Annotated in this window: 20 protein-coding genes; 18 read left to right on the top strand and 2 right to left on the bottom strand. The window is 44.9% G+C overall.

Features of this window, described 5'->3' with window-relative positions:
* Positions 1 to 334: 334 nt before the first annotated feature.
* Together pta and AB7U36_RS04225 are read left to right on the top strand one after the other, a co-directional pair.
* Positions 335 to 2,443, top strand: coding sequence for a phosphate acetyltransferase (gene pta, locus AB7U36_RS04230; RefSeq protein WP_428158564.1), 2,109 nt, complete (start codon positions 335 to 337; stop codon positions 2,441 to 2,443).
* A gap of 107 nt (positions 2,444 to 2,550) precedes the next feature.
* Positions 2,551 to 3,033, top strand: a complete 483-nt coding sequence (locus AB7U36_RS04225) for a YchJ family protein (RefSeq protein WP_428158563.1) — start codon at positions 2,551 to 2,553, stop codon at positions 3,031 to 3,033.
* 72 nt (positions 3,034 to 3,105) lie between these two features.
* Here the strand turns inward: AB7U36_RS04225 and AB7U36_RS04220 are convergent, their stop codons facing one another.
* A complete protein-coding gene (locus AB7U36_RS04220) occupies positions 3,106 to 3,453 on the bottom strand; it encodes a cytoplasmic protein (protein ID WP_428158562.1) in 348 nt (115 codons plus the stop codon).
* Between the two features lie 332 nt (positions 3,454 to 3,785).
* On the opposite strand from AB7U36_RS04220, the gene AB7U36_RS04215 reads away from it, so the two are divergent.
* From AB7U36_RS04215 to AB7U36_RS04145, 15 genes are all read left to right on the top strand, one after another.
* Entirely contained in the window at positions 3,786 to 5,354 is a 1,569-nt protein-coding gene (locus tag AB7U36_RS04215; RefSeq protein WP_428158561.1) for a response regulator, read from the top strand.
* A gap of 58 nt (positions 5,355 to 5,412) precedes the next feature.
* Positions 5,413 to 5,925 carry a chemotaxis protein CheW gene (locus AB7U36_RS04210; RefSeq protein ID WP_428158560.1) on the top strand — a complete coding sequence of 171 codons (513 nt, stop codon included), beginning with the start codon at positions 5,413 to 5,415 and terminating at the stop codon, positions 5,923 to 5,925.
* 34 nt (positions 5,926 to 5,959) lie between these two features.
* Positions 5,960 to 8,299 (top strand): methyl-accepting chemotaxis protein, encoded by a 2,340-nt coding sequence (locus tag AB7U36_RS04205; protein ID WP_428158559.1) that lies wholly within the window; start codon positions 5,960 to 5,962, stop codon positions 8,297 to 8,299.
* A gap of 105 nt (positions 8,300 to 8,404) precedes the next feature.
* Positions 8,405 to 10,930 (top strand): chemotaxis protein CheA, encoded by a 2,526-nt coding sequence (locus tag AB7U36_RS04200; protein WP_428158558.1) that lies wholly within the window; start codon positions 8,405 to 8,407, stop codon positions 10,928 to 10,930.
* Between the two features lie 37 nt (positions 10,931 to 10,967).
* Entirely contained in the window at positions 10,968 to 11,447 is a 480-nt protein-coding gene (locus AB7U36_RS04195; protein ID WP_428158557.1) for a chemotaxis protein CheD, read from the top strand.
* Entirely contained in the window at positions 11,444 to 11,998 is a 555-nt protein-coding gene (locus AB7U36_RS04190; RefSeq protein WP_428158556.1) for an HDOD domain-containing protein, read from the top strand. Before AB7U36_RS04195 ends, AB7U36_RS04190 begins: the two co-directional genes overlap by 4 nt.
* Complete coding sequence (locus AB7U36_RS04185) at positions 11,976 to 12,293, top strand: HDOD domain-containing protein (RefSeq protein WP_428158555.1); 318 nt, start codon at positions 11,976 to 11,978, stop codon at positions 12,291 to 12,293. The genes AB7U36_RS04190 and AB7U36_RS04185 overlap by 23 nt, the downstream gene beginning before the upstream one ends.
* Positions 12,294 to 12,312: 19 nt before the next feature.
* Complete coding sequence (locus AB7U36_RS04180) at positions 12,313 to 12,738, top strand: response regulator (protein WP_428158554.1); 426 nt, start codon at positions 12,313 to 12,315, stop codon at positions 12,736 to 12,738.
* Positions 12,695 to 13,147 (top strand): chemotaxis protein CheX, encoded by a 453-nt coding sequence (locus AB7U36_RS04175; RefSeq protein WP_428158553.1) that lies wholly within the window; start codon positions 12,695 to 12,697, stop codon positions 13,145 to 13,147. Before AB7U36_RS04180 ends, AB7U36_RS04175 begins: the two co-directional genes overlap by 44 nt.
* Positions 13,148 to 13,184: 37 nt before the next feature.
* Positions 13,185 to 14,228 (top strand): protein-glutamate methylesterase/protein-glutamine glutaminase, encoded by a 1,044-nt coding sequence (locus tag AB7U36_RS04170; RefSeq protein WP_428158552.1) that lies wholly within the window; start codon positions 13,185 to 13,187, stop codon positions 14,226 to 14,228.
* Between the two features lie 81 nt (positions 14,229 to 14,309).
* Positions 14,310 to 14,747, top strand: a complete 438-nt coding sequence (locus AB7U36_RS04165; RefSeq protein WP_428158551.1) for a response regulator — start codon at positions 14,310 to 14,312, stop codon at positions 14,745 to 14,747.
* Positions 14,740 to 15,498, top strand: a complete 759-nt coding sequence (locus tag AB7U36_RS04160; RefSeq protein WP_428158550.1) for a histidine kinase dimerization/phospho-acceptor domain-containing protein — start codon at positions 14,740 to 14,742, stop codon at positions 15,496 to 15,498. The genes AB7U36_RS04165 and AB7U36_RS04160 overlap by 8 nt, the downstream gene beginning before the upstream one ends.
* On the top strand, positions 15,495 to 15,884 hold the full coding sequence (locus AB7U36_RS04155; protein ID WP_035238508.1) for a response regulator: 390 nt from the start codon (positions 15,495 to 15,497) through the stop codon (positions 15,882 to 15,884). The genes AB7U36_RS04160 and AB7U36_RS04155 overlap by 4 nt, the downstream gene beginning before the upstream one ends.
* A 14-nt stretch (positions 15,885 to 15,898) precedes the next feature.
* Positions 15,899 to 16,696: a CheR family methyltransferase gene (locus tag AB7U36_RS04150; RefSeq protein WP_428158549.1), complete on the top strand. Its 798-nt coding sequence runs from the start codon at positions 15,899 to 15,901 to the stop codon at positions 16,694 to 16,696.
* 34 nt (positions 16,697 to 16,730) lie between these two features.
* Entirely contained in the window at positions 16,731 to 19,025 is a 2,295-nt protein-coding gene (locus AB7U36_RS04145; RefSeq protein ID WP_428158548.1) for an ATP-binding protein, read from the top strand.
* A gap of 16 nt (positions 19,026 to 19,041) precedes the next feature.
* On the opposite strand, the gene AB7U36_RS04140 is transcribed toward AB7U36_RS04145, so the two are convergent.
* A complete protein-coding gene (locus AB7U36_RS04140) occupies positions 19,042 to 20,298 on the bottom strand; it encodes an EAL domain-containing protein (protein ID WP_428158547.1) in 1,257 nt (418 codons plus the stop codon).
* Between the two features lie 233 nt (positions 20,299 to 20,531).
* Here AB7U36_RS04140 and AB7U36_RS04135 point away from each other — a divergent pair.
* Positions 20,532 to 21,898 (top strand): phosphoenolpyruvate carboxylase (locus AB7U36_RS04135; RefSeq protein WP_428158546.1); only part of this gene is annotated, 1,367 nt, incomplete at its 3' end.

Here is a 21,898-nt window from a genome sequence, read left to right as displayed (position 1 = left end):
CCGGCCCAGTTTCAGATTGTACTTTTGCAATACAGGATCGTGTACGGCCTGGGGCATACTGGGTTCATAAAAATTGTTGGAAAGAGCGGCAAAACTGTTTTCAAATCCGGCTTCAAGGGTTGACACAGTTGTTGTTTTTTTCATATATGTGCTCCTTTTTGTTGCCTCTCCGGAAGGCTGTTTTTCATTATCCTTATTTCTAACGATAATGCATGAATACGAAGACGTCATCATCCATATACGTTTCTTTTACACCATGGCATTTTTTTTGCTGTTGCTATCAGTTGAAAAGGCTGGTATTTGACTGAAAACAACTATAATAAAGGCTTTTTTCATGGCTAATAGTCTTTACATCACGCCCACTGAAACCCGAAGCGGAAAATCCCTCATCGTTCTTGGCATCATGCAACTTTTGCTCAAAGATATCCGGATTGTGGGGTTTTTCAGGCCCATTATCAACCCGGTTGAAAAAGGTGCCAGAGACCATGATATTAATCTGGTTCTTTCCAACTTTAACCTAGCGCTGCAGTATGAAGAAACCTATGCCTATACCCTGGAAGAGGCCAAACAGATGGTCAATTCCGGCCGCCAGGCAGAGATGATGGAAACCATTTTGAACAAGTATAAGGCCCTTGAGGAAAAAAGCCGTTTTGTGCTGTGCGAGGGCACTGATTTCGCAGCCGGTTCCGAAGCCTTTGAATTTGATATCAATGCCAAGATTATATCAGACCTGGGGTGTCCGGCCCTGGTGGTCTCCAATGGATATAAAAAAGATGCCGAACAGGTAATAAGCTCGTGTCAGCTCGCTGTGGAAAGCTTAAACCACAAGGGGGTGGATGTGCTGGCCGTGATGGTTAACCGGGTGGTGCCCGAGTCTTTGTATCGTATGAAAATCGCTTTGGACAGGGCAATTGACCGACCCGAAGTCCTGGTTTATACTATTCCTGAAACCCAGGCGTTAAGCCGTCCTTCGTTTCGGGATCTGATCCCGGCCGTGGATGCCCAGGTTTTGTACGGCAGGCAGGGGCTTGAAAATCAGATTTCAGGATGTGTGATTGCGGCCATGCTGGCCCCCAATTTTCTGGCCCACATTAAAAAAGACTACCTGGTCGTTACTTCCGGGGACCGGTCCAGCATTGTTATCACCTGCATTGCCTCCCGGCTTTCCATGACCTATCCCGATATCGCAGGCATCCTGGTCACCGGCGGCATTCCCATTCCCGATTCCATCATTCGGCTTATCCAGGGCTGGAAGGAGCTGCCGGTGCCCATTCTGCTGACCCGGATGGATACCTATACGGCTGTCAAGGCGGTTGACCAGATTTACGGCAGGATTTCTCCGGATGATCCCCAACGCATTGCCCTGGCCCTGGGTGTTTTTGAGGCAAATGTGGATGCCGGTTCTTTAAGGCAACGGCTGGCAGCCAGAAAATCGGTGCGCATCACACCCCAGATGTTTGAATACAGCCTTATTGAGAAGGCCAAAAAGGATCGCCAGCATATTGTACTGCCCGAAGGCAGCAGCGACAGGATTCTTAAAGCCGCTGATATTCTTCTGCGGCGCTCATTCTGCGATATCACCATTTTAGGCAAGTCCGAAGCGGTTGAACGCAGGGTCAAGGAGCTGGGACTGAACCTGTCCCAGGCCCGGATTATCCAACCCGATGCCAGCCCCTGGCTGGACGATTATGCCCGGACCTATTTTGAATTACGCAAACACAAGGGCGTGACCCTGGACATGGCCAGGGACACCATGACAGATCCGTCTTATTTCGGCACCATGATGGTGCATAAAGGCAATGCCGACGGCATGGTATCAGGCTCGGTGAACACCACGGCCCACACCATTCTTCCGGCTTTCCAGATCATCAAGACCCTGCCCGGCTCCTCCATTGTGTCGTCTGTTTTCCTCATGTGTCTGAAAGACAGGGTCCTGGTGTTTGGCGACTGTGCTGTCAACACCAATCCCACGGCTTCCCAACTGGCCGAAATTGCGGTGATTTCAGCCGGGACCGCTTCCATTTTCGGCATTGAGCCCCGGGTGGCCATGCTCTCCTATTCCACTGGATCTTCAGGAACAGGCGCAGATGTGGACAAGGTGATCCAGGCCACGGCCATGGCCCGGGAAAAGGCCCCGGATCTTCCCATAGAAGGCCCTATTCAGTATGATGCTGCCATTGACCCGGCCGTGGCCATGACTAAGCTGCCCGACTCCCAGGTGGCCGGACGGGCCACAGTATTCATTTTCCCGGATCTGAACACTGGAAACAATACGTACAAGGCTGTCCAGCGGGCCTCGGAAAAAACCGTAGCCATCGGCCCCGTGCTCCAGGGACTGAAACGGCCCATTAATGATTTAAGCCGGGGATGTACAGTGCCGGATATTGTGAACACCGTTGCTATAACAGCCATCCAGGCCCAGGCCGGGAAAGTGCAAATCTAAGAAAAATCTATTATGAGTATTGCCGGACTGCAGCGCATGTGATATTTCCCCTGTGATTCAAGTTAACGGATTGCAAATTAACTGATTCCCATGGAGGAAACCTAACTATGGAAGAATGTCCCTGCGGAAGCAGCCTTTCCTATGCCGAATGCTGTGAACCCGTCATTACCGGAACCCAGCCTGCCCGGACTGCACAACAACTTATGCGGGCTCGTTATTCCGCCTATACAAAGGCTGACACGGACTTTATTTTTAACACCACCCATCCGGATCACCGGGACGGATACGACCATGACAGCACCCAATCATGGGCCCGGGATTCCGAATGGCTGGGCCTTGAAATCGTTGCAACAGAAGCCGGCTGTTCCGAAGACCAGGAAGGTACGGTTGAATTCATAGCCAGTTACCGGGCAAACGGCATTGTTCAAAATCACCATGAACTTGGCCGGTTTTCAAAGCAGGACAATGCCTGGCTGTTCACCACCGGTGATATGGTGAAACCCAAACCTGCTGTTTCCACCAAGGTGGGCCGGAATGCGCCCTGCCCCTGCGGCAGCGGCCGCAAGTATAAAAAATGCTGCGGTAAATAAAAAAATTAATGAGTTGCCGCAGGAACTGCCATATTTAAAAGGTGTTCCTGCGGTCATTTGATGATCTTGGGCTTAAAATGTGATTATTCTGTATCCTTTTTCGATGAACGCGCCCATGGAGGGATGGTTGGCCATATCCCCAACCAGGGGAATTCCTTCCTTTTCAATGGGACCAAGGGCTTCAAGTTTGGTTGCGCAGGCCTTGCAGGCACCGTAAATAAGGCCGGCATCCTTGGCTTTTTTGTAAAGGGGGTTTAAAAAATGCCCTGATTCGGACATAGGCCCCACAAGCTTGACAGCTTCACCTTCCAGAATAATGAGTCCTTCCTGGCCCCGCTGTTTCAGGTCAAGCCCGTTGAGAAGCACGTGGATAAAGCATAAAGGGTCTCCCCGGAATGCAAATAATACAACTTTTTCCATGATAAAACTCCTGATTTGGTTCTTAATATAAGTTTGTTTGCACCTTATTTATGTTGTGCACCGCAAAGGGTGGCGTCAACCCCTGATTGGAAAAATCTCTTTATTTTACGATTTTCTTAATATATTCTGGAGCGGTATAATGTAAAAAACGGCTCATTCCTCTCAAATTGATCACTGCAAACATAGAAACGTGAACCGTTTCCTGTTGATATGTTCTTTTCTACAGCCATAACAAAACCGATTGATCCGGAAGGCTTCTTTAAGGCCCTCACGACCCTGAAATAATATTGGATTCAAATCCTTAAATTACCTTCGATGGATAGGGGTAACGTATGAAAGAAAAAAAGACAATCATTTTTGCCATTGACGACGATCCGGGGGATCTGGAAATTCTCAGCCGGATTCTGGAAGAGATTCCCGGCTGGGATATAGAATTCAATCCGTTTACAAAAGGGGAAGAATGCATTGCACAGGTAGCAAAACGCCCAATGGATGTTTTGTTCGTAGATTATTATCTGGGTTCAGCAACAGCCCCTGAAATCATAAGTTCTTTAAGAAAGAACAACGACAATCGTCCAATTATTGTTTTGACAGGGAAGGGAAACGAAAAAATTGCCGCTGAAATTACAAGAGCCGGCGCAAATGATTATCTTGTAAAAGATGAATTGACACCGGATTTGCTTCGCAGAACCATTTCCAATACGATAGAAAAAGTTATGGCGCTTCAAGAGAAAGCCATGCTGAAAAAGCAGCTGCAGGAAGCACAAAAGATGGAGGCCATTGGAACACTTGCCGGAGGAATCGCCCACGATTTTAACAATATTTTGTTTCCCATTATAGGGATGGCTGAAATGCTTTTAGAAGACCTTCCTTTGGGAACGCCTGAATGGGAAAACGTAAAGGGAATCGAAACAGCAGGGAAGCGGGGGGCTGAACTTGTAAAGCAGATTCTTGCGTTCAGCCGTCAGCATGAGCATCAATTTTTACCAACCCGCTTTCAATTTATCATGAAAGAGGTACTCAAACTGACACGATCCTCAATCCCCGCAAATATTGAAATGACCCAGGCTCTTCAAAACGACTGCGGTATGGTTCTTGCCGATTCAACGCAACTGCACCAGATCGGGATGAATCTGATTACCAATGCATACCACGCGGTTCAGGACAAAGGCGGCAGGATAGATGTAGAACTCCGGGAGACTGAGATCAATGAGGGATTGGAACACTTGGACCTGGCTCCGGGAAGATATGCTGTCCTGACAGTAAGGGATAATGGAATAGGTATCAAAGAAGAACACCTGGACAGAATTTTTGAACCCTACTTTACAACGAAAGAAAAAGGAAAAGGCACAGGATTAGGCTTGTCAGCCGTTTACGGGATTGTTAAAGAACATGGTGGCGTAATCAAAGTGAAAAGCACCCCTGGCCAAGGGGCATCGTTTCAGATCTTCATCCCCGTTATCGTTTCATTTGCTGAGAAGAATAACCGCCCAAAGGGGGCTTCTATTCCCACAGGCACCGAACATATTTTGCTCGTCGATGATGAAGCGCCTATTGCACGCATTGAAAAACAGATGCTCGAACGGCTGGGATATACCGTATCAACACGAACAAGCAGTCTGGAAGCTTTGGAGGCGTTCAGAAATACCCCCCGCCTGTATGACCTTGTACTCTCAGACATGTCCATGCCGCAGATGACCGGAGACAAACTGGCTGAAGAGATTCTGAAAATCAGATCTGATATTCCTATCATGATCTGTACGGGGTTTTCCGAACGTATCACGCCAGAACAAACTGAAAAGATCGGGGTTAAAGGCTTTCTGATGAAACCTGTGACGAAAATAGATCTTGCAAATGAAGTGCGCCGGATTCTTGATGAAATCAAAATTAACTTTGTCTAATGAATATGGGATCTGAGAATATCTTCTAAATAAAAATATAGAATCAAAGGAGGAATGGATGACTGATCAAATTGACAGCATTAATAAAGCAGTAGCCGATATGACCATGAAAACAGGAAAATATCTGACTTTCTCATTAGAGTCGGAGGAGTACGGAATTGGTATTCTTAAAGTGAAAGAAATCATTGGTATGTTACCAATCACTTCGGTTCCCAGAACTCCGGAATTTGTCAAAGGCGTCATAAATTTGCGGGGGAAAGTAATCCCCGTAATTGATCTTCGGTTAAAGTTCGGTATGACATCAATCTCTTACAATGAAAGAACCTGCATTATTGTAGTCGAAATCAATGCGTCGGGGGCCACTGTTCTAATCGGAATTGTGGTTGATACCGTGTCCGAGGTTTTAAATATAAAAGAAGATGACATTGAGGAAACCCCGGCTTTTGGTACGAAACTGGATACAAGATATATCCTTGGCATGGCCAAGCAGGAGAGGGGCGTTAAAATCCTTTTGAATATAGACAAGGTCCTTTCGTCCGACGAAATGGCTGCTGTTCAACATGCTTCATAACGACCGGTTTAAAAAAGAATAAAGGAGTTTTAAAATGAAAAACGTGAGTCTGGGATTAAAAATCACATATGGATTTTCAGTATTGATCGTCATTGCCGTTGCCCTTGGTTTAATGGCCGTAGTGAATATGCGGACTGTAGGAACAAAAAGTACAATGCTGGCCAATGAATATATACCGGAAGTAGCCGTTGCCATGGAATTAAGTGATGCGGCCAGCCAGATGATGTTTGAAATGAGGGGGTATGGGTATACGGAAGATGAAACGCTTTATCAACAGGGCCAGGCGGCAATGGATTCTGTTGACATGGCCTTGCAAAAGGCTCGTGAGTTAGATGAAAATTCTCAAAATTTACAAAGCCTTAAAGATCAGATTGATATCGCCTCCAAATCGGTTGAGGAGTATAAGATCCTGATAAAGCAGACCGTTGATTCCAACGCCAGGCTGGCGGCCAATAGACGGACACTGAACGAATCGTCCCAAAAGTATATCTCAAATGCGGCTGATTTTTTAACGGGGCAGAACGCAAAATTAAAATCAGATCTGAATGACCGTCAGCAGAAAATCCAATTGGCCACAGCTCTTGTTCATATCGGCTCCAGCGTCAGGGTCACCAATTTTAAAGCCCAGGCAACCAATGATACAGAACTAATGAAAAAAACAATTGCACAATTGGACGGCGTTGCCGAACCGTTAAATAACTTAAGGACTGTGAGCCGTGATGGGGAAGACATCCAAAGGCTGAAATCAATTCAATCTGCGGCGCAAACGTATCAGAAAATCATGGAACAATTTATGATTGAGTTTAATCGCGGCAGCCTGGCAGACCAACGGCTGCTGAGCAGGTACCGGGGCCAGATGGATGAAAATGCCGGGATTTATGTGTCAAACTGCGATGCGTTTCTTGAAGGGCAGCACGAGAAGTTAAATAAGGATATGCTGGAAAGAAATGCGAAAATTAACCTGGTGACCGATATTATTGATCTTGGAAAGGAGACGCAAATAGGGACCTTTAAATCCCAGGCATTGAGAAGCCCTGAAGTCATGAATGCCGCCTTGGATATTTTCCCACGAATAGATCAAAAGCTTGAAGAATTAAAAAAAATCACATATGGGCCTGAATTCTTACAGCAGATAGAGGGTGTTAAGGCGGCGGCCCGGGACTACCGGGCCGCTATGAAAGATTTTCTGGGGAACTGGATTGTTTTGCAGGACTTGGCGGTTAAACTCCAGAACGCCGGCGACAAAGTTCTCGGTGCATGTAAGACTACGGCGAATGCCGGAATCGGAGCAACAGACACGATTGCCAAGGATGCTGTGAAGGCGCTTTCAAGTGCATCTATCCTCATGATTATCGGATTGATCGGCGCGCTTGTCGTAGGTATTCTTTCCGCATTTTTTATTACACGCAGCATTACCAAACCCATTAACAAGATCATTACCGGACTTAACGAAGGTGCAGTGCAGGTGGCTTCGGCCTCCGGGCAGGTTTCCTCCTCCAGCCAGTCCATGGCAGAAGGTGCGTCACAACAGGCCGCATCCATTGAGGAAACCTCTTCATCCATGGAAGAGATGTCGTCCATGACCAAAAAAAATGCCCAGAATTCAAATAATGCCGACGGGTTGATGAAAGAGGTGAATGCGGTTGTGAATACTGCCAACCAGTCCATGAATGAATTAACACGGTCCATGAAGGATATCTCCAAGGCATCCGAGGAAACTTCGAAAATTATAAAAACCATTGATGAAATCGCTTTTCAGACAAACCTGCTCGCTTTGAATGCCGCAGTGGAAGCCGCCCGTGCCGGTGAGGCAGGTGCAGGCTTTGCCGTGGTTGCCGATGAGGTGAGAAATTTGGCAATGCGGGCTGCAGATGCGGCCAAAGATACCGCCTCGCTTATAGAAGATACAGTCAAAAAGGTAAACGATGGGGCCGGCATCGTATCCTCAACCAGCGCGGCGTTTTCCAAAGTGGCGGAAAGCTCGGCCAAAGTCGGATCCCTGGTCGCAGAAATTTCTGTGGCATCAACCGAACAATCCAATGGTATTGAGGAGGTCAACAATGCCATCGCTGAAATGGACCGGGTTGTTCAGCAAAATGCTGCAAATGCGGAAGAATCCGCCTCTGCGGCAGAAGAGATGAGCGCCCAGGCCGAACAACTAAAAGAGTATGTTGATAATCTTGTGATGCTGGTTACCGGTAAAAGGCATTCCAATCGCAACGTGGACGCTCATCACTCTGTTAAGCCGGCGCCTAAAAGCACCCCAGGCAAAACAAGTAATCATAAAGCAAAAGCCAAGGGTCGTCTCTTGGATTCAAGTCGTCCGGATCAAATAATCCCGTTTGATGACGACGAAACCTTTGAAGATTTTTAATAATATCATCAGATTGATGACAAGGGGGGGGGATACCTCCCCCGGGCCCTGTGCCGGCGGTATTCTTAAAAATGTCACAAGAACTTTTAAACTTTGGAAAAGCAAATGTCTTATGAAAATATAATCGCAACGACAGAAAGGCTGGCATCAGAATTGATTTTATCCGATCCGGCTCAGCCGGACTCAATCAAGACGCTGCTGCCCATTCTCAAGAGCATACATGCGCAATGCAAAGCGCAGAATCTATCGTCAGAGGCTGCGCAAATTCTGAAGGCCAGACACATTATTGATGCCATAATAAAAGACGGGCCCCAGGTCAGAAGCAATTTGCTGTCAAATCTTGACATGGTTGTTTCAAATTTCAGCGCGGGACTGAAAGATATGGGTCAGAAAGTGAGCAACGCTTTATCTGTCCAAAAGCCGTTTCAAGCCGATGGTCAAGCCCAACCCGGCGACTACAAAGCACTAGAGGCAAAATTGAATGAGCTTTCAATGCTTATTGCCGGCTTCTGCCCTGGAAAAGACCCCGATATAGAGAGAATGATTCGTAATGTAGAAGATCTTATCAATATTTCTGCACATATTCAGCCGTCGACTTTTTATGATATTTCAAAATTATGTAAACAATATATGGAAAATATGGGCCTCGGCTCTACGTGTAACACAAGACCGGTTGAAGAAGGAATTGTGTTGTTAAAGTCCATATTAAGTCATTTAAAGAGAAAAGAACCTTTTACCTTCGATTATTCCGATGTTCTTGAACTTTTAGAAGAAAACCTTGCCGCGAATGAACGATTCGATGCGCATGTTGATGCGTGTTCGGAAAACGGGTCTGAAGCGGAACCTGAACAGGAGAGTACGCCTGAAAAACTGTCAGACGATGATATTGAAATCCTGACTGACTTTATATCAGAGGCGGAAGATAATCTGAACAACATCGAGGTGTCTTTAATTGAATTGGAGCAGGATCCGGAGAATACAGACATCATAAACGATATTTTCAGACCGTTTCACACCATAAAAGGCGTCTCCGGTTTTTTGTCTTTAGGTAAAATCAACCGGCTGTCCCATGCCACTGAAAATTTTTTGGACAGTGCCAGAAGCGGTGATTTTATAATTACTCATTCCGCTACTGATGCGATTCTTGAGTCCGTTGATTTGTTAAAACAGCTTATCGATAATGTAAAGCAAGGGCTTGTCAGCGGATACCGTCAAGAGGATGGCCACATAGATGTAGATATTTTGAGGGATAAACTCAAAAAGCTTCAGATGTCTTTAACCAGAGGGGGAAAAGAACCTTTAGGTGAAATTCTTGTCAGAAAAAAGGAACTCAAAGAACAGGATATTGATCATGCACTGGAAATCCAGAAAAAACATCCGGAAAAAAAATTTGGCGAAATTCTGATCCAAGATAAAAAGATCGCTCCTGTTCAGGTTGCCTCGGCATTAATGGAACAATCCGCAGTAAAAAAAAGAGTGGATTCTCAAGTTAAAGTCAGCACCCAGAAATTGGACGATCTTGTGGATTACGCCGGTGAACTGGTGATTGCCCAGTCTATGCTGCGACAGCAAACGATGGGAAATTCTGCGTTGACCCAGACGGTTTCACAATTGGGACAGATTGTAAACAATATGCAGAATATTGCCATGTCCATGCGTATGATACCCATTAAAGCCACATTTATGAAAATGATTCGCATCGTAAGAGATTTGTCCCGCAAATCCGGCAAACAGATCAACTTGTCCATGACCGGAGAAGAGACCGAAATTGACAGAAACGTGGTGGATGCCCTTTATGAGCCAATGGTTCATATGATCAGAAACGCCTGTGATCACGGGATTGAATCCGTAGAGGAGCGCACGGAAAAGAAGAAACCTCCACAGGGAAATATCAATCTTCATGCCTATCATAAAGGCGGGAATATTATCATTGAGATCGAGGACGACGGCAAGGGGCTGGATCGGGAGAAAATACTTAAAAAAGCGGCTGCCACCGGGCTGATTACCGGAGAGGCACAGATGACGGATGCCCAGGTTTTTGATCTGATTCTGTCACCCGGATTCTCAACCGCAAACCAAATTACCGATGTATCTGGCCGGGGCGTTGGTATGGATGTGGTCAAAGAGGGAATTGAAAAATTACGCGGACATTTGAATATTGAATCCGAAAAGGCGGTTGGCTCCCGGTTCATTATCAGTCTTCCTCTGACGCTGGCCATCATCGACGGTATGCTGGTCAGGGTTGATGACGAAAAATATGTGATTCCCACCATTGCGATTCAAAAAGCATTCAGGCCAGGGCCGGGTGAATATTTCACCGTAGAAGGAAAAGGTGAGATGATTAAAGATCGTGGCCACCTGGTTCCGCTAATCCGGTTAAATGAGATCTATGGAACAAGCAACCATATTAAATCCGTCGAACAAAGCCTGGTTGTCGTTGTTGAGTCAAAGGAAGAAAGACGCGCTTTTTTGATTGATGAGCTTTTGGCCAAAGATGAGTATGTCATTAAAAGTCTCGGCGGGAATATGGATGATATCCGGGGTATTGCCGGCGGTGCGATCCTGGCTGACGGAAAAATCGGACTGATTCTGGATGTTCACGGCATCTTTTCCATTGTCTCGGAAAAATAGGCGGAGACAGCAGAACTGAGATGAGGATATAATATAGATGAAACAAATTGTCGGCGTTGCAGATATGAAAGTAAGCAATAATCCCGCAGATGATGTGGTCACCTACTCTCTTGGATCATGCATAGGGCTGGTTATTTATGATCCGGTGGCAAGGGTCGGGGGGATTCTTCACTATATGCTTCCGGAATCCGCCATAGACAAAGAAAAAGCAGCCCAAAAACCATTTATGTTCGCAGATACAGGTATCCCGCGCCTGTTTAAAGCAGCTTATACCATGGGCGCAAAGAAGCACAGGGTTAAAATATTTGTCGCAGGCGGTGCTGAAATTCTTGATCAAAATGGTTTTTTTAATATCGGAAAACGTAATTACCTGGCGTTAAAAAAAATGTTTTTTAAAAACAAAGTGATGATTGATAAGCAGGACGTGGGCGGGAATATCAACCGGACAATCCGAATTGAAATTGCATCAGGTGATATTTTCCTGAAAACCTCAGGATCTCAGGAAGTGAAAATATGACAGCACTGGATAAAATGATTCGTGAGATAAAGGATTTAACGCCCATGCCGGCCATCGCCAACCGTTTGCTCGAGATTGTTGAAAAGCCGGATAGTTCAATGAACGATATTGCCCGGATAATTCAATATGACCCTGTCATGACTATAGACATTCTTAAAATCTGCAACTCAGCATATTCGGGGTTAAAAACGCCTGCAGAGTCAATTAAAGATGCCGTGAATATGCTTGGTACAGATCAGATCGTTGAATTGGCACTGGTAAAATCAAGCGCAAAAGTCCTTTCCGGACGTCGAAAAGGCTATGGTCTCGAACAAGGAGATATGTGGCGGTATTCAGTTTCTTCTGCTTTAATTGCCAAACAGGTCGCCAAACGCCTGGGACTTAACAACACAAGTACAATTTTTACCGCCGCCCTGATCAAAGACATCGGTAAAATCATATTGGAAAAATATGTGTTCAAGGACTTTAAAAAAATTAATACACTTGTAAAAAAATCCGGCTACAGTTTCAGGGAAGCTGAAAAAAAAAGTGCTGGGTATAGATCATGCTGAAATTGGTGCCTTGATTGGCAAAAGATGGAACTTCAGCCCGAGAATGATCAAGCTTATCCAACATCATCATCTCAGAGATGAATCCATGATGACCGATAAAGAGGTCGCAGCGGTATATCTGGCAGACTGCACTTGCATGATGATGGGAATCGGCGTCGGGGCAGATGGCCTGTCCTATCGATTCAAGGACCAGTTAATGAAAATCCATGGCATCTCCCACTCGGACATAACCGGTCTTATGGCCGAATTTGGCGTCAACATGCATGAAGTGAAAATTTTATTAAACATGGATTAATGAAACTGAAGGGAATCAAATGTCTTATTCAATATTGATTGTAGATGATTCAATGCCCATGAGGACCGTTTTAAAACGATCTCTTGCAGCGGCGGGATACGGCGGTTCCAGAATACTTGAAGCCTCGAACGGTAAAGAGGCGTTAGAGGTAATGGAAGGAGACTGGGTGGATTTGATTATGACCGATCACAACATGCCGGAAATGGATGGATTCAGCTTTTTAAAAAAAGTAAAAACCGAAGAACTGTTCAAGGACATTCCAGTAGTTGTCATTTCAACCGAGGGCAATGTTTCGAAGATCAAAGAATTTATGGATACCGGTGCGTCCGGTTACATTACCAAGCCCTTTACCCCTGAGGCGCTCAGGGATTTGATCGTCAGTATAATTGGAGAGGCAGATTATGAAGAAAGCATTGATGACAGCGATGACGAATTCGATTTCTGAAGTCATGGAGATCATGTTTTATATGCCGGTTGAAATCGGTCCCGAGACGAGTTTAAATGATTCCGGCATCAACCTAAATAATGCATTGGCCTGCCGGTTGAATTTCACCGGTGATATCTCCGGAAATATAGATCTTATCTCACCGGAACCAGTGGCTGCCGAGCTTGCATCCAATTTTTTGGGCGAAACCAAAGGCAAACTCACTTGGGAACAGCAGTTCGGGACATTGTCTGAAATGCTCAACATGGTGTGCGGAAACGCCTTAAAAAATGTAAAAGGCAAGTTGCCTTATCAGCTCGGCATCCCCCGAATGATTACCGGTACTGATCTTAACGGCACTGCAACATGCACACTGATTGAAACAATGGATTCAAAAATGGCTCTTTTACTATCAACTATTAAGCGTTAATAGCCCATGAGAGTTAATAACGACAAGGGGCGTTTCAATGTCTGATGAAATTAAAGTGCTTGTGGTAGATGATTCCGCCGTTGTCAGAAAGGTGTTTAAAGAACAACTATCCCGACACAAAGGAATTACGGTAATTGGTACGGCCCCGGATCCATACATAGCCCGGGAAAAAATTGTACGATTAAAACCGGATGTTATTACCCTGGATATAGAAATGCCGCGCATGGACGGGATTACCTTTTTGAAAAAATTAATGAAGTATTATCCGCTTCCCGTCATCATTGTCAGTTCTTTGAGTACAAAAGGAAGCCACCTTGCCATGGAAGCTTTGGCCATTGGGGCATTGGAAGTGATGGCAAAACCCAATGACGCCTATTCAGTAGGCGATGTCAGCGTGCAGCTTGCCGAGAAAATCAGGGCCGTGCATGCGGCTAAATTACCCCGATACGGGCAGCAGCAAAATTCAACGAACCAGACAAAAATCATATCCATGGCACCTTCTAAAAACGTCAATCGAATTATTGCCATCGGCGCGTCAACCGGGGGGGCGGAAGCCATTAAAAATGTTTTGACCCAAATGCCGGAAAACGCACCAGGTACGGTTGTCGTACAGCATATGCCGGCTCAGTTCACTACGTCCTTTGCCGAACGGTTAAATAAATTGTGCCAAATGCATGTTAAAGAAGCAGAAAATGGGGAACCTGTAACAAATGGTAAAGTCCTTATTGCCCCGGGCAATTTTCACATGCTTTTAAAACGCAAGGGCGCCGGCTATTGCGTAGAGGTTAAAACAGGGCCCCTTGTTCACTATCAGCGGCCGGCAGTGGATATTTTGTTTCGGTCTGTTGCAAGACTCGCTGGTGCCAACGCTGTGGGTATCATTTTAACCGGTATGGGCAAAGATGGTGCAGAAGGATTGCTTGAAATGAAAAAAGCGGGTGCGGCAACAATTGCCCAGGATGAAAAATCAAGCGTGGTTTACGGGATGCCCAAAGAAGCTCGATTGATAGGGGCTGTTGATTATGTGGAAAATATTCACAGTATAGCAGGAAAAACCTGTTCATTTTTTAAACAAGTGTAGTGCATAAGCAATTAAGAGGGGTAAGGAACTGCTTTTTCCATTTACCTGCCAAAATATACAGACAAAAAGGAAAAAAACGATATGGCAACGTTATCCTTTACACCGTTAAACGGAAATGAAAAGGTTTTACTGATTGATGATGAAAAACCGATTCTGAGCATGGTGACACAAATGCTTAAGCGATTAGGATACCATGTCATCCCCTATGATAAAAGTGCGGATGCGCTTTCTTGCTTTGAATCATCTCCTGATGAATTTGATATTGTTATTACTGATTTAACCATGCCTGATATTAACGGGGATGAAATCGTGGCACGCATTAAATCAATTCGAAAGGACATACCTGTCATTTTATGTACAGGGTTCAGCGAAAAAATGGTTGATACTAAAATAAACGGGCCAAAGCCGGACAAAGTGTTGATGAAGCCTTCGGGAAAAGACGAACTCTTAAACATGATTCGAATGCTGTTGGATGAATCAAAACAGTCAAAGACAGAAGAAAGGAATAAAAATGAATGATACCATATTGGCGTCTCCAGCAGCGTTTTCTATGGATGATATCCTGCGTATTATTAATGATTTACCAATTGCTGTTGCGGTGGTTAACGGGGACCGGAAACTGGCCCTGGTAAACAAAATGACCGGCATGTTTGTAAATAAGGAGGGTAATCAACTGGTCGGGCTTGTGTTTGGGGCGGCCTTTGGCTGCATTCATTACGATGATTCCCCCGAGTGCTGCGGATTTGACAAAGAGTGCCTTAATTGCAAATTGCGGATAACAGTGAATGATACCCTTGAAAATGCCAAGGGACATTTTATGGTTGAAACATCCATGACCTTTAAATCTATCGGGTGCAGGCATTTGAAAATTACGACCCAGCCCTTGGAACTGCAAAAAGGGAGGTCTGTTTTATTGTCAATTGAGGATGTGACAAAGGAAAAAAAATATGAGTATTCAGAAATAGAAAAGGAAAAACTGAAAGCGGTAGTTCGGACCGCAGGCGCAATATGCCACGAAATTAATCAGCCTTTAATGGCGATTTTAGGTTTTTCGGAATTATTAATCGATGATGTTTGCCAGGGGGAAATCCAGGAATCAAATGTCAAGGAAATCAGAGACCAGGCAGAACGGTTAGGTGCGATTACAAACAAGCTGATGGCTATTACGAAGTACAAAACAAAAATGTATTTGGGTTCCGAAATTTTGGACCTTGATGCCGCATCTTCAATTGTTGCCGTAAGCTCCACCCCCGAGGAGAAGAAAAAATGATGGAAAATAAAAAAATATTAATCGTTGATGACGAACCTCCCATTTTAAGGTTGCTTTCTCAGTTGTTTACCAAAGCCGGCTATGATGCGTCCACCGCAGAAAATGCACAGGATGCATTGAAAATTATCGAAGAGAGTAACATTATGGTCATGTTTTTTGATTTAAATATGCCGGTGATAAACGGTATGGAATTATGTAAGAAAGTAAAAAGCCTTAAGCCCATGTCTATTATTTATGCCATTACCGGCTATGCGTCTTTATTTGAATTGTCAGAATGCCTTGATGTCGGGTTTGAAGATTATTTTAAAAAACCGGTGAATGTATCGACTCTGTTGAAAACGGCTGAATCCGCATTCGAAAAAGTGAACCGCTGGAAAAAAATGTAAGAGTTTTAATAAAAATGAATTCAATACGGTTTAAACCTAGTGAATTGACTGAATTAAAATCACTTGTTTATAAGACGTGCGGCATTAATCTTCATGAGGGAAAGCTTGAATTGTTAAAATCCAAGGTTGCCAAACGAATGCGTCTGACCCAGATGAATGTCCAGGAATACTTAGCACATTTAAGGTCAAATGAACGCGAGGTGATCGAATTTATAGATGCGATAACAACCAATCATTCTTTTTTTTACAGAGAAAATAAAAGTATTGAATATATCGTCAACCAGTTTGATTGTCACCCTAAACGGGAAAGAAAACACTTCAAGATATGGAGTGCGGCCTGTTCCACCGGCGATGAGCCTTACACTGCGGCGGTACAGTTAAAGGCTTTGGGCGTAACCTTTTCTATCCTGGCCACAGATATATCTCACTCCGTGCTAGAGATCGCCCAAAAAGGGATCTATATAAATGATAAGGTCAAGCAGGTTCCCCTGCCTATCCTGCATCGTTATTTTCAAAAAGGAACCGGAAAATATAAGAGTTATTTAAAAGTTAAAAAAGAAATACAACAGCATATCACCTTCAAGAAATTTAATTTGATTTCAGACCCCATCCCCCGCTCAGACTTTGATGCTGTTTTATGTAGAAATGTAATGATTTATTTTAACAATCAAACCAGTGAAGCCATTGTGAATAAATTGTACCATTCCCTTTGCACAAACGGTTTTTTTGCCATTGGCAACGCTGAAAGTTTGATGAGCATGAAGCATTCCTTTAAATCTGTGGCAGGAATTCCCAGCCTTTATGTAAAATGATTTTATGAATAGCGGACGCTTGTTTGGAGGCAACATGACAAACGACGATTCCATTCAAATGCAACTCCAGAAAATTGCAGCAACTATAGGCGCAAATATCCAACGGCATCATGATCGACTTCATGAACTTAAAAGGTTATCGCAGATACTTTTCATGGAAACCCGGGCGGATGATGACGATATTGAAGCATGGTTTCGGGAAGAGGGCTTTGGCATTGATGAAAGCGGTTTCTGGTTGAGTCTGCCCAAGTTAAAGGCTTTTCGGGAAAAACGTGCCCCCAGGGATATCATCTCCTATTCCTGGCACCCCGATCTGATCAGCAATAAAAATGCCTGTTTCCGCATGTATGCGCTGAGAAATATCGGCCCGTTGCTTGAAGAGATATGGAACAGTTTACCGGATACATCCTGGATTTACTATCAGGATATAACCAATACCTCTTTACAGTTTCCATATATTGATCAGATAACGGCCATCACGCCGGATTTTGACTGGCATACCTATCATACATTTCAATCTGTCTGCCCCCAAAATAATCCGGAAGGAGGAATTCAATGGACCCAGCCGACCATTGATTATGCCGGAAAGGGCCTGATTCTGTCCGTTTCCATCCCGGTAAGAATCCAGAACCGTTTTATTGGTTTATGGAGTATTGATCTGCCCATGACAACCATTTATCCGGATTTTGTATTTGACACGCTTCTTGAAGGGCAGGTCAATTTTATTGTGGACCAGGACGGGAACCTGGTGGCTCATCCTCATATTCAAACCCGGATTGACCCTGGGAAAGGAAGCATTTTTCAGACTCATTTTCATGACCTCGGTGCTGAGTTCACACCCTTGTCACCCAGGGAATTGCTGAACAAAAAAGGGGGGCACTTTGTGCTTAATTCAGGAACAGCATCTGAGCTGGTGGGATATTACCATGCGATCCCAGGGGTCCACTGGCTTTTATTTGGTGTTTTTCCCCGTCAATCAATGGAACATGTCATCGACCAGAAAATCAAAACCGCGTTTGAGCGGGTCAAATCCGGAGACTTTTCATATCGCCTCAATGGATTGCCAGGCATCAACCACAGTAGAATTATTGCTGACGGGTTTAACGAAATGGCACGCGCGTTGGAGAACCAGGCGGAAAAACAAAAAAAGACTCAGAAAGAAAAGGAGCTGCTTGAAGAAAGGATCCGGCATTATCAGAAGATGGAAGCGATCGGTACCCTTGCCGGGGGGATTGCCCACGATTTTAACAATATTTTATTTCCTATTCAGGGCTACGCTGAAATGTTTTTGGAGGATCTGCCCAAGGATGATCCTAAACATGAAATGGCCCGGGAAATTTTCCAGGCAGCCTCCAGAGCCAAGGCGCTTATTGAGCAAATTTTGACATTCAGCCGTCAGGGGGAAATGAAAAATCAAATTGTATCGTTCCAGATCATCGTTAAAGAGGCCCTGAAATTGTTGAGATCGACTATTCCAAAAAATATTGAGATTCACCAGAATGTCATTTCCCGGTGCAAGCCGGTCTTTGCCGATCCCACGAGCCTTCACCAGGTGATTATGAACCTTTGCACGAACGCGTTTCATGCTGTCCAGGAAAAAGGGGGGGCAATTGATGTTGTTATGGAAGAAATTCGGGTCACGGCAGACGGTCAATATGGCATTGCCGGCTTACCCCCTGGCGAATACATCCGCCTAACTGTATCCGACACAGGATGCGGTATGGACAAACACACTTTGGAACAGATATTCAACCCCTATTTTACGACTAAAAAAGAGGGGAAAGGGACTGGATTAGGCCTTTCAATTTCATATGGCATTATAAAAAAACTCAATGGGGACATTAAAGTGTATTCGGAGCCCAATAAAGGCACGACCGTCCATGTTTACATACCGGTAACCAGCATAAAGAAAAATCAGGAACCAGGAGACAATATTAACATTGCAAAAGGGACAGAGAGAATACTGCTCATAGATGACGAGAGCAGTATCGCACAGATGGGGAAGACCGTGCTGCAAAAATACGGTTATCGCGTTTCTGCGTTTACCAGCAGTATTGAAGCCTTGAAAGCGTTTGAGGAAGACCCTGCTTCCTTTGATCTCTTGCTCACCGATATGACCATGCCGGACATGACAGGAGATATACTAGTTCGGCATATCAAACGAATCAGAGATGATATTCCCGTCATTATATGCACGGGATTCAGTGAAAATATTTCCAATGGTAATTACGCAGACAAAGGTGCAGACGAATTTCTTATGAAACCCGTTGGCATACATAAACTGATCAGTGCGATCAGAAAACAGTTGGATAAAACAAAGCAGGGTTAAAGACATACAAATTTCTTTACCATGAATCCATCAGATCACAGCAAAGCACACTATCTCCGGAGGAATTGGAAAATTTCATGGACAGGGTGATGCACATATGGGCACCGGTAATTGATAAATATGGCCGGGTAACCTGAACCTGTCCGGGATGGGCAATGGCCCGTCTCAGGTAGTGGCGCCGGAACCAGTCCGCGCTTCTGGCATCTTCAAGGGGCTTAAACCGTTTATCCGTAAGGCTGACATAGTGCTTGCCCACCAGGGTGTTTCCAAGCTGAATACCATCGATGCCGATATTGTAACACCGGACCACCCTGGAATCATCAAGCAGTTCCGAGCAGGCGTTTAACAAGGCCTGTCCCTTTTTCAACTCTCCCACGGCATTTGTGAACAGGGTGCGGTATTTAACAATCTTGTCCTTAAACTGGACATCGGTGCGGTTGTCCTCATTTTTGTACCGGTTCATAAGCGTTTGAAACTGATCAAAAACCGGTGGCAGGGATACAAGATCTGTAAACGGCCGGGCAAAATAAAAACCCTGAACAAAATCAACATCGCTTTCAATGGCGATCAGGGCTTGGGCCTCGTTTTCTATCCCCTCCATGAGCACCAGGGAACCGGCCTGGTGAAGCAGGGAAACAATGCCGGGGAACAGATTTTGAACATTCCGGTTGTTGTCAGCCCGGATCAAAAAGGAGCGGTCGAGTTTGACAATATCCGGTTTCAGAGTCCAGATCCGGTCAAAATTCGAATGGCCTGCACCAAAATCATCCAATGCAATAAGGCACCCCAGGTCCTTGTAATAGCGAATGGCGGACATGATCCAGTCAGGGTTTTCAAATGGGTGTTCCACCACTTCGATGACGATCCTGTGGGAAGGAATCCCGGCCGCATCAATGGCATCCTTGAAAAAAGTGCCATATTCCTGTCCCCTGGCAAGGGTCCGGTTTGAGACATTGAGAAACAGCCAGTTCAACGGGTCTTTAATCAATTTAAAATTTTGGAGATGAAGCCATCTGCACAGACGGTCCAACTGAATCATGTCGCCGTTGGACGTCTCACGGGCAAAAATAGAAGCAGGGGAAACGGAATTGTCCAGCGCATCGAAAACCCGAACCAGGGCTTCATACCCCACAATCCGCTGGTGAGCCAGGCTGTAAATGGGTTGAAGGGCGGTATGCAGTCTGTTTCCATCAGCACTGCCAATTATGTAAGGCCCGTCTTCCCGGGTCCATTGCCGGATACATGTTAAATCCAGCTTGAATGATGCGTCCATGTAATTTGTACTGCCACATTTATTAAAATTAGGCCCATCTATATAATAGTTTACCTAAAATTGTAAGAAAAAGGTTGGCAGACAGGAGAATTGTTTCAAATAATGCAAAAATATATCCTATTCAAATTCAATGTACCCCCCTGGCGAAAACGCTGTCACCACTGCAAATTTGACAATCTTCTTGAACTGATACATAATTTGCGTGTTTTCTAAACCAAGAAGCCGATAATACTATGAACACAGTTTTTACCCAAGTCAAAAATGCATTGGGCAAACCCTATGACGATCTTCACTTTCTATTGAATTGCCTTAAAGAAGTGTTGGAGGAAAATAATCAGCACAAGCTCGTTGGTTTGCTTCCGTGGCTAAATTCTACAGTTCCGTCAGGGCCGGATCTAACGAGCAATGAATACATCCATATGATGTCGATGTGTTTTCAGCTGTTAAATCTGGTTGAGGTGAATGGGGCGGTACAAAGCCGTCGCCATAAAGAAGATGAGGATATGGCCCAGGTGAACGGACTGTGGGCGAATCAGTTCCGATATTTGAAGTCTAAGGGTATCACCGAATCCCAAATTCTAAAGGTATTGCCCAACGTTTTGATCGAACCGGTTTTAACTGCACATCCCACAGAAGCCAAACGCGCTGTGGTGTTACAGGAATACCGCGCGTTATACCTGTTGCTGGTTAAACGCGAGAACCAAATGTACACCCGAATTGAACAAGCGGACATCCGGCAGGAGATCAAACAGATTTTGCACCGCTTGTGGCATGTCGGAGAGATCTATATTGAAAAGCCACGGCTGGCGTCGGAGTTGGATAATATTCTGCACTATCTGACCCATGTTTTTCCCGGTGTGATTATGATTTTGGATAAGCGTTTGCGCCAAGCCTGGAAAGAATCCGGATTTGATCCCAAGGTGCTTAATAATCCGGATTTACTTCCGGTGCTGTCGTTTGGAAACTGGGTTGGCGGAGACCGTGACGGACACCCGCTGGTGACACCGGAAATTACCAAACAGACGCTCGAAAAGCTGCGTATTCATGCATTTTATATCATTAAAAATGAATTGAAAAATTTGGCGCAAAAACTCAGTATTTATCGCAATATCTCGGACGTGAGCAAGAATTTTGCTGTGCGGATTAAAGAACTTCGCAAGGAAGTTGGCGTTAATGCCGAAGTTAAGTTCCAAGAACATGCCCAGGAGATCTTTAAGGCGTATGTACTCATTTTGATTCAAAAAATTCCCATTGATCTGAGCCGGGAGTTCAATCTTGAATTAGAAGATAAGCCCAATAGTTACCAAAGTTCCATTGATTTGATTGCTGACTTAAACTTGCTTTACAACGAGTTGGAGAAATGTGGCATCGGCCGGATAGCCCATGTTGATGTTGGGCGGATGAAGCGGATTTTGAAGATCTTCGGTTTCCATTTAGCAAAGTTGGATATTCGCCAAAACAGCGCGTATCATGACAAGGCATTGAAACAGTTGGTTACCGCATCAATAGGGGCTGAGTCAGCCGCTCAGATTGAATGTTCCCAGGACGCCAGGCGCGCGTTCCTGGATCAGGAACTGAAAATCAACCGTCCGTTTTTGGT

This window comes from Desulfobacter sp. (genome assembly GCF_050177295.1).
The sequence above is the reverse complement of the archived record's forward strand: the minus strand, read 5'-3'. Positions and strand labels throughout refer to the sequence as shown.

Coding starts and splice junctions, on each gene's coding strand:
- pta (WP_428158564.1), top strand. CDS start 335: ATGGCTAATAGTCTTTACATCACGCCCACTGAAACCCGAAGCGGAAAA.
- AB7U36_RS04225 (WP_428158563.1), top strand. CDS start 2,551: ATGGAAGAATGTCCCTGCGGAAGCAGCCTTTCCTATGCCGAATGCTGT.
- AB7U36_RS04220 (WP_428158562.1), bottom strand. CDS start 3,453: ATGGAAAAAGTTGTATTATTTGCATTCCGGGGAGACCCTTTATGCTTT.
- AB7U36_RS04215 (WP_428158561.1), top strand. CDS start 3,786: ATGAAAGAAAAAAAGACAATCATTTTTGCCATTGACGACGATCCGGGG.
- AB7U36_RS04210 (WP_428158560.1), top strand. CDS start 5,413: ATGACTGATCAAATTGACAGCATTAATAAAGCAGTAGCCGATATGACC.
- AB7U36_RS04205 (WP_428158559.1), top strand. CDS start 5,960: ATGAAAAACGTGAGTCTGGGATTAAAAATCACATATGGATTTTCAGTA.
- AB7U36_RS04200 (WP_428158558.1), top strand. CDS start 8,405: ATGTCTTATGAAAATATAATCGCAACGACAGAAAGGCTGGCATCAGAA.
- AB7U36_RS04195 (WP_428158557.1), top strand. CDS start 10,968: ATGAAACAAATTGTCGGCGTTGCAGATATGAAAGTAAGCAATAATCCC.
- AB7U36_RS04190 (WP_428158556.1), top strand. CDS start 11,444: ATGACAGCACTGGATAAAATGATTCGTGAGATAAAGGATTTAACGCCC.
- AB7U36_RS04180 (WP_428158554.1), top strand. CDS start 12,313: ATGTCTTATTCAATATTGATTGTAGATGATTCAATGCCCATGAGGACC.
- AB7U36_RS04175 (WP_428158553.1), top strand. CDS start 12,695: ATGAAGAAAGCATTGATGACAGCGATGACGAATTCGATTTCTGAAGTC.
- AB7U36_RS04170 (WP_428158552.1), top strand. CDS start 13,185: ATGTCTGATGAAATTAAAGTGCTTGTGGTAGATGATTCCGCCGTTGTC.
- AB7U36_RS04165 (WP_428158551.1), top strand. CDS start 14,310: ATGGCAACGTTATCCTTTACACCGTTAAACGGAAATGAAAAGGTTTTA.
- AB7U36_RS04160 (WP_428158550.1), top strand. CDS start 14,740: ATGAATGATACCATATTGGCGTCTCCAGCAGCGTTTTCTATGGATGAT.
- AB7U36_RS04155 (WP_035238508.1), top strand. CDS start 15,495: ATGATGGAAAATAAAAAAATATTAATCGTTGATGACGAACCTCCCATT.
- AB7U36_RS04150 (WP_428158549.1), top strand. CDS start 15,899: ATGAATTCAATACGGTTTAAACCTAGTGAATTGACTGAATTAAAATCA.
- AB7U36_RS04145 (WP_428158548.1), top strand. CDS start 16,731: ATGACAAACGACGATTCCATTCAAATGCAACTCCAGAAAATTGCAGCA.
- AB7U36_RS04140 (WP_428158547.1), bottom strand. CDS start 20,298: ATGGACGCATCATTCAAGCTGGATTTAACATGTATCCGGCAATGGACC.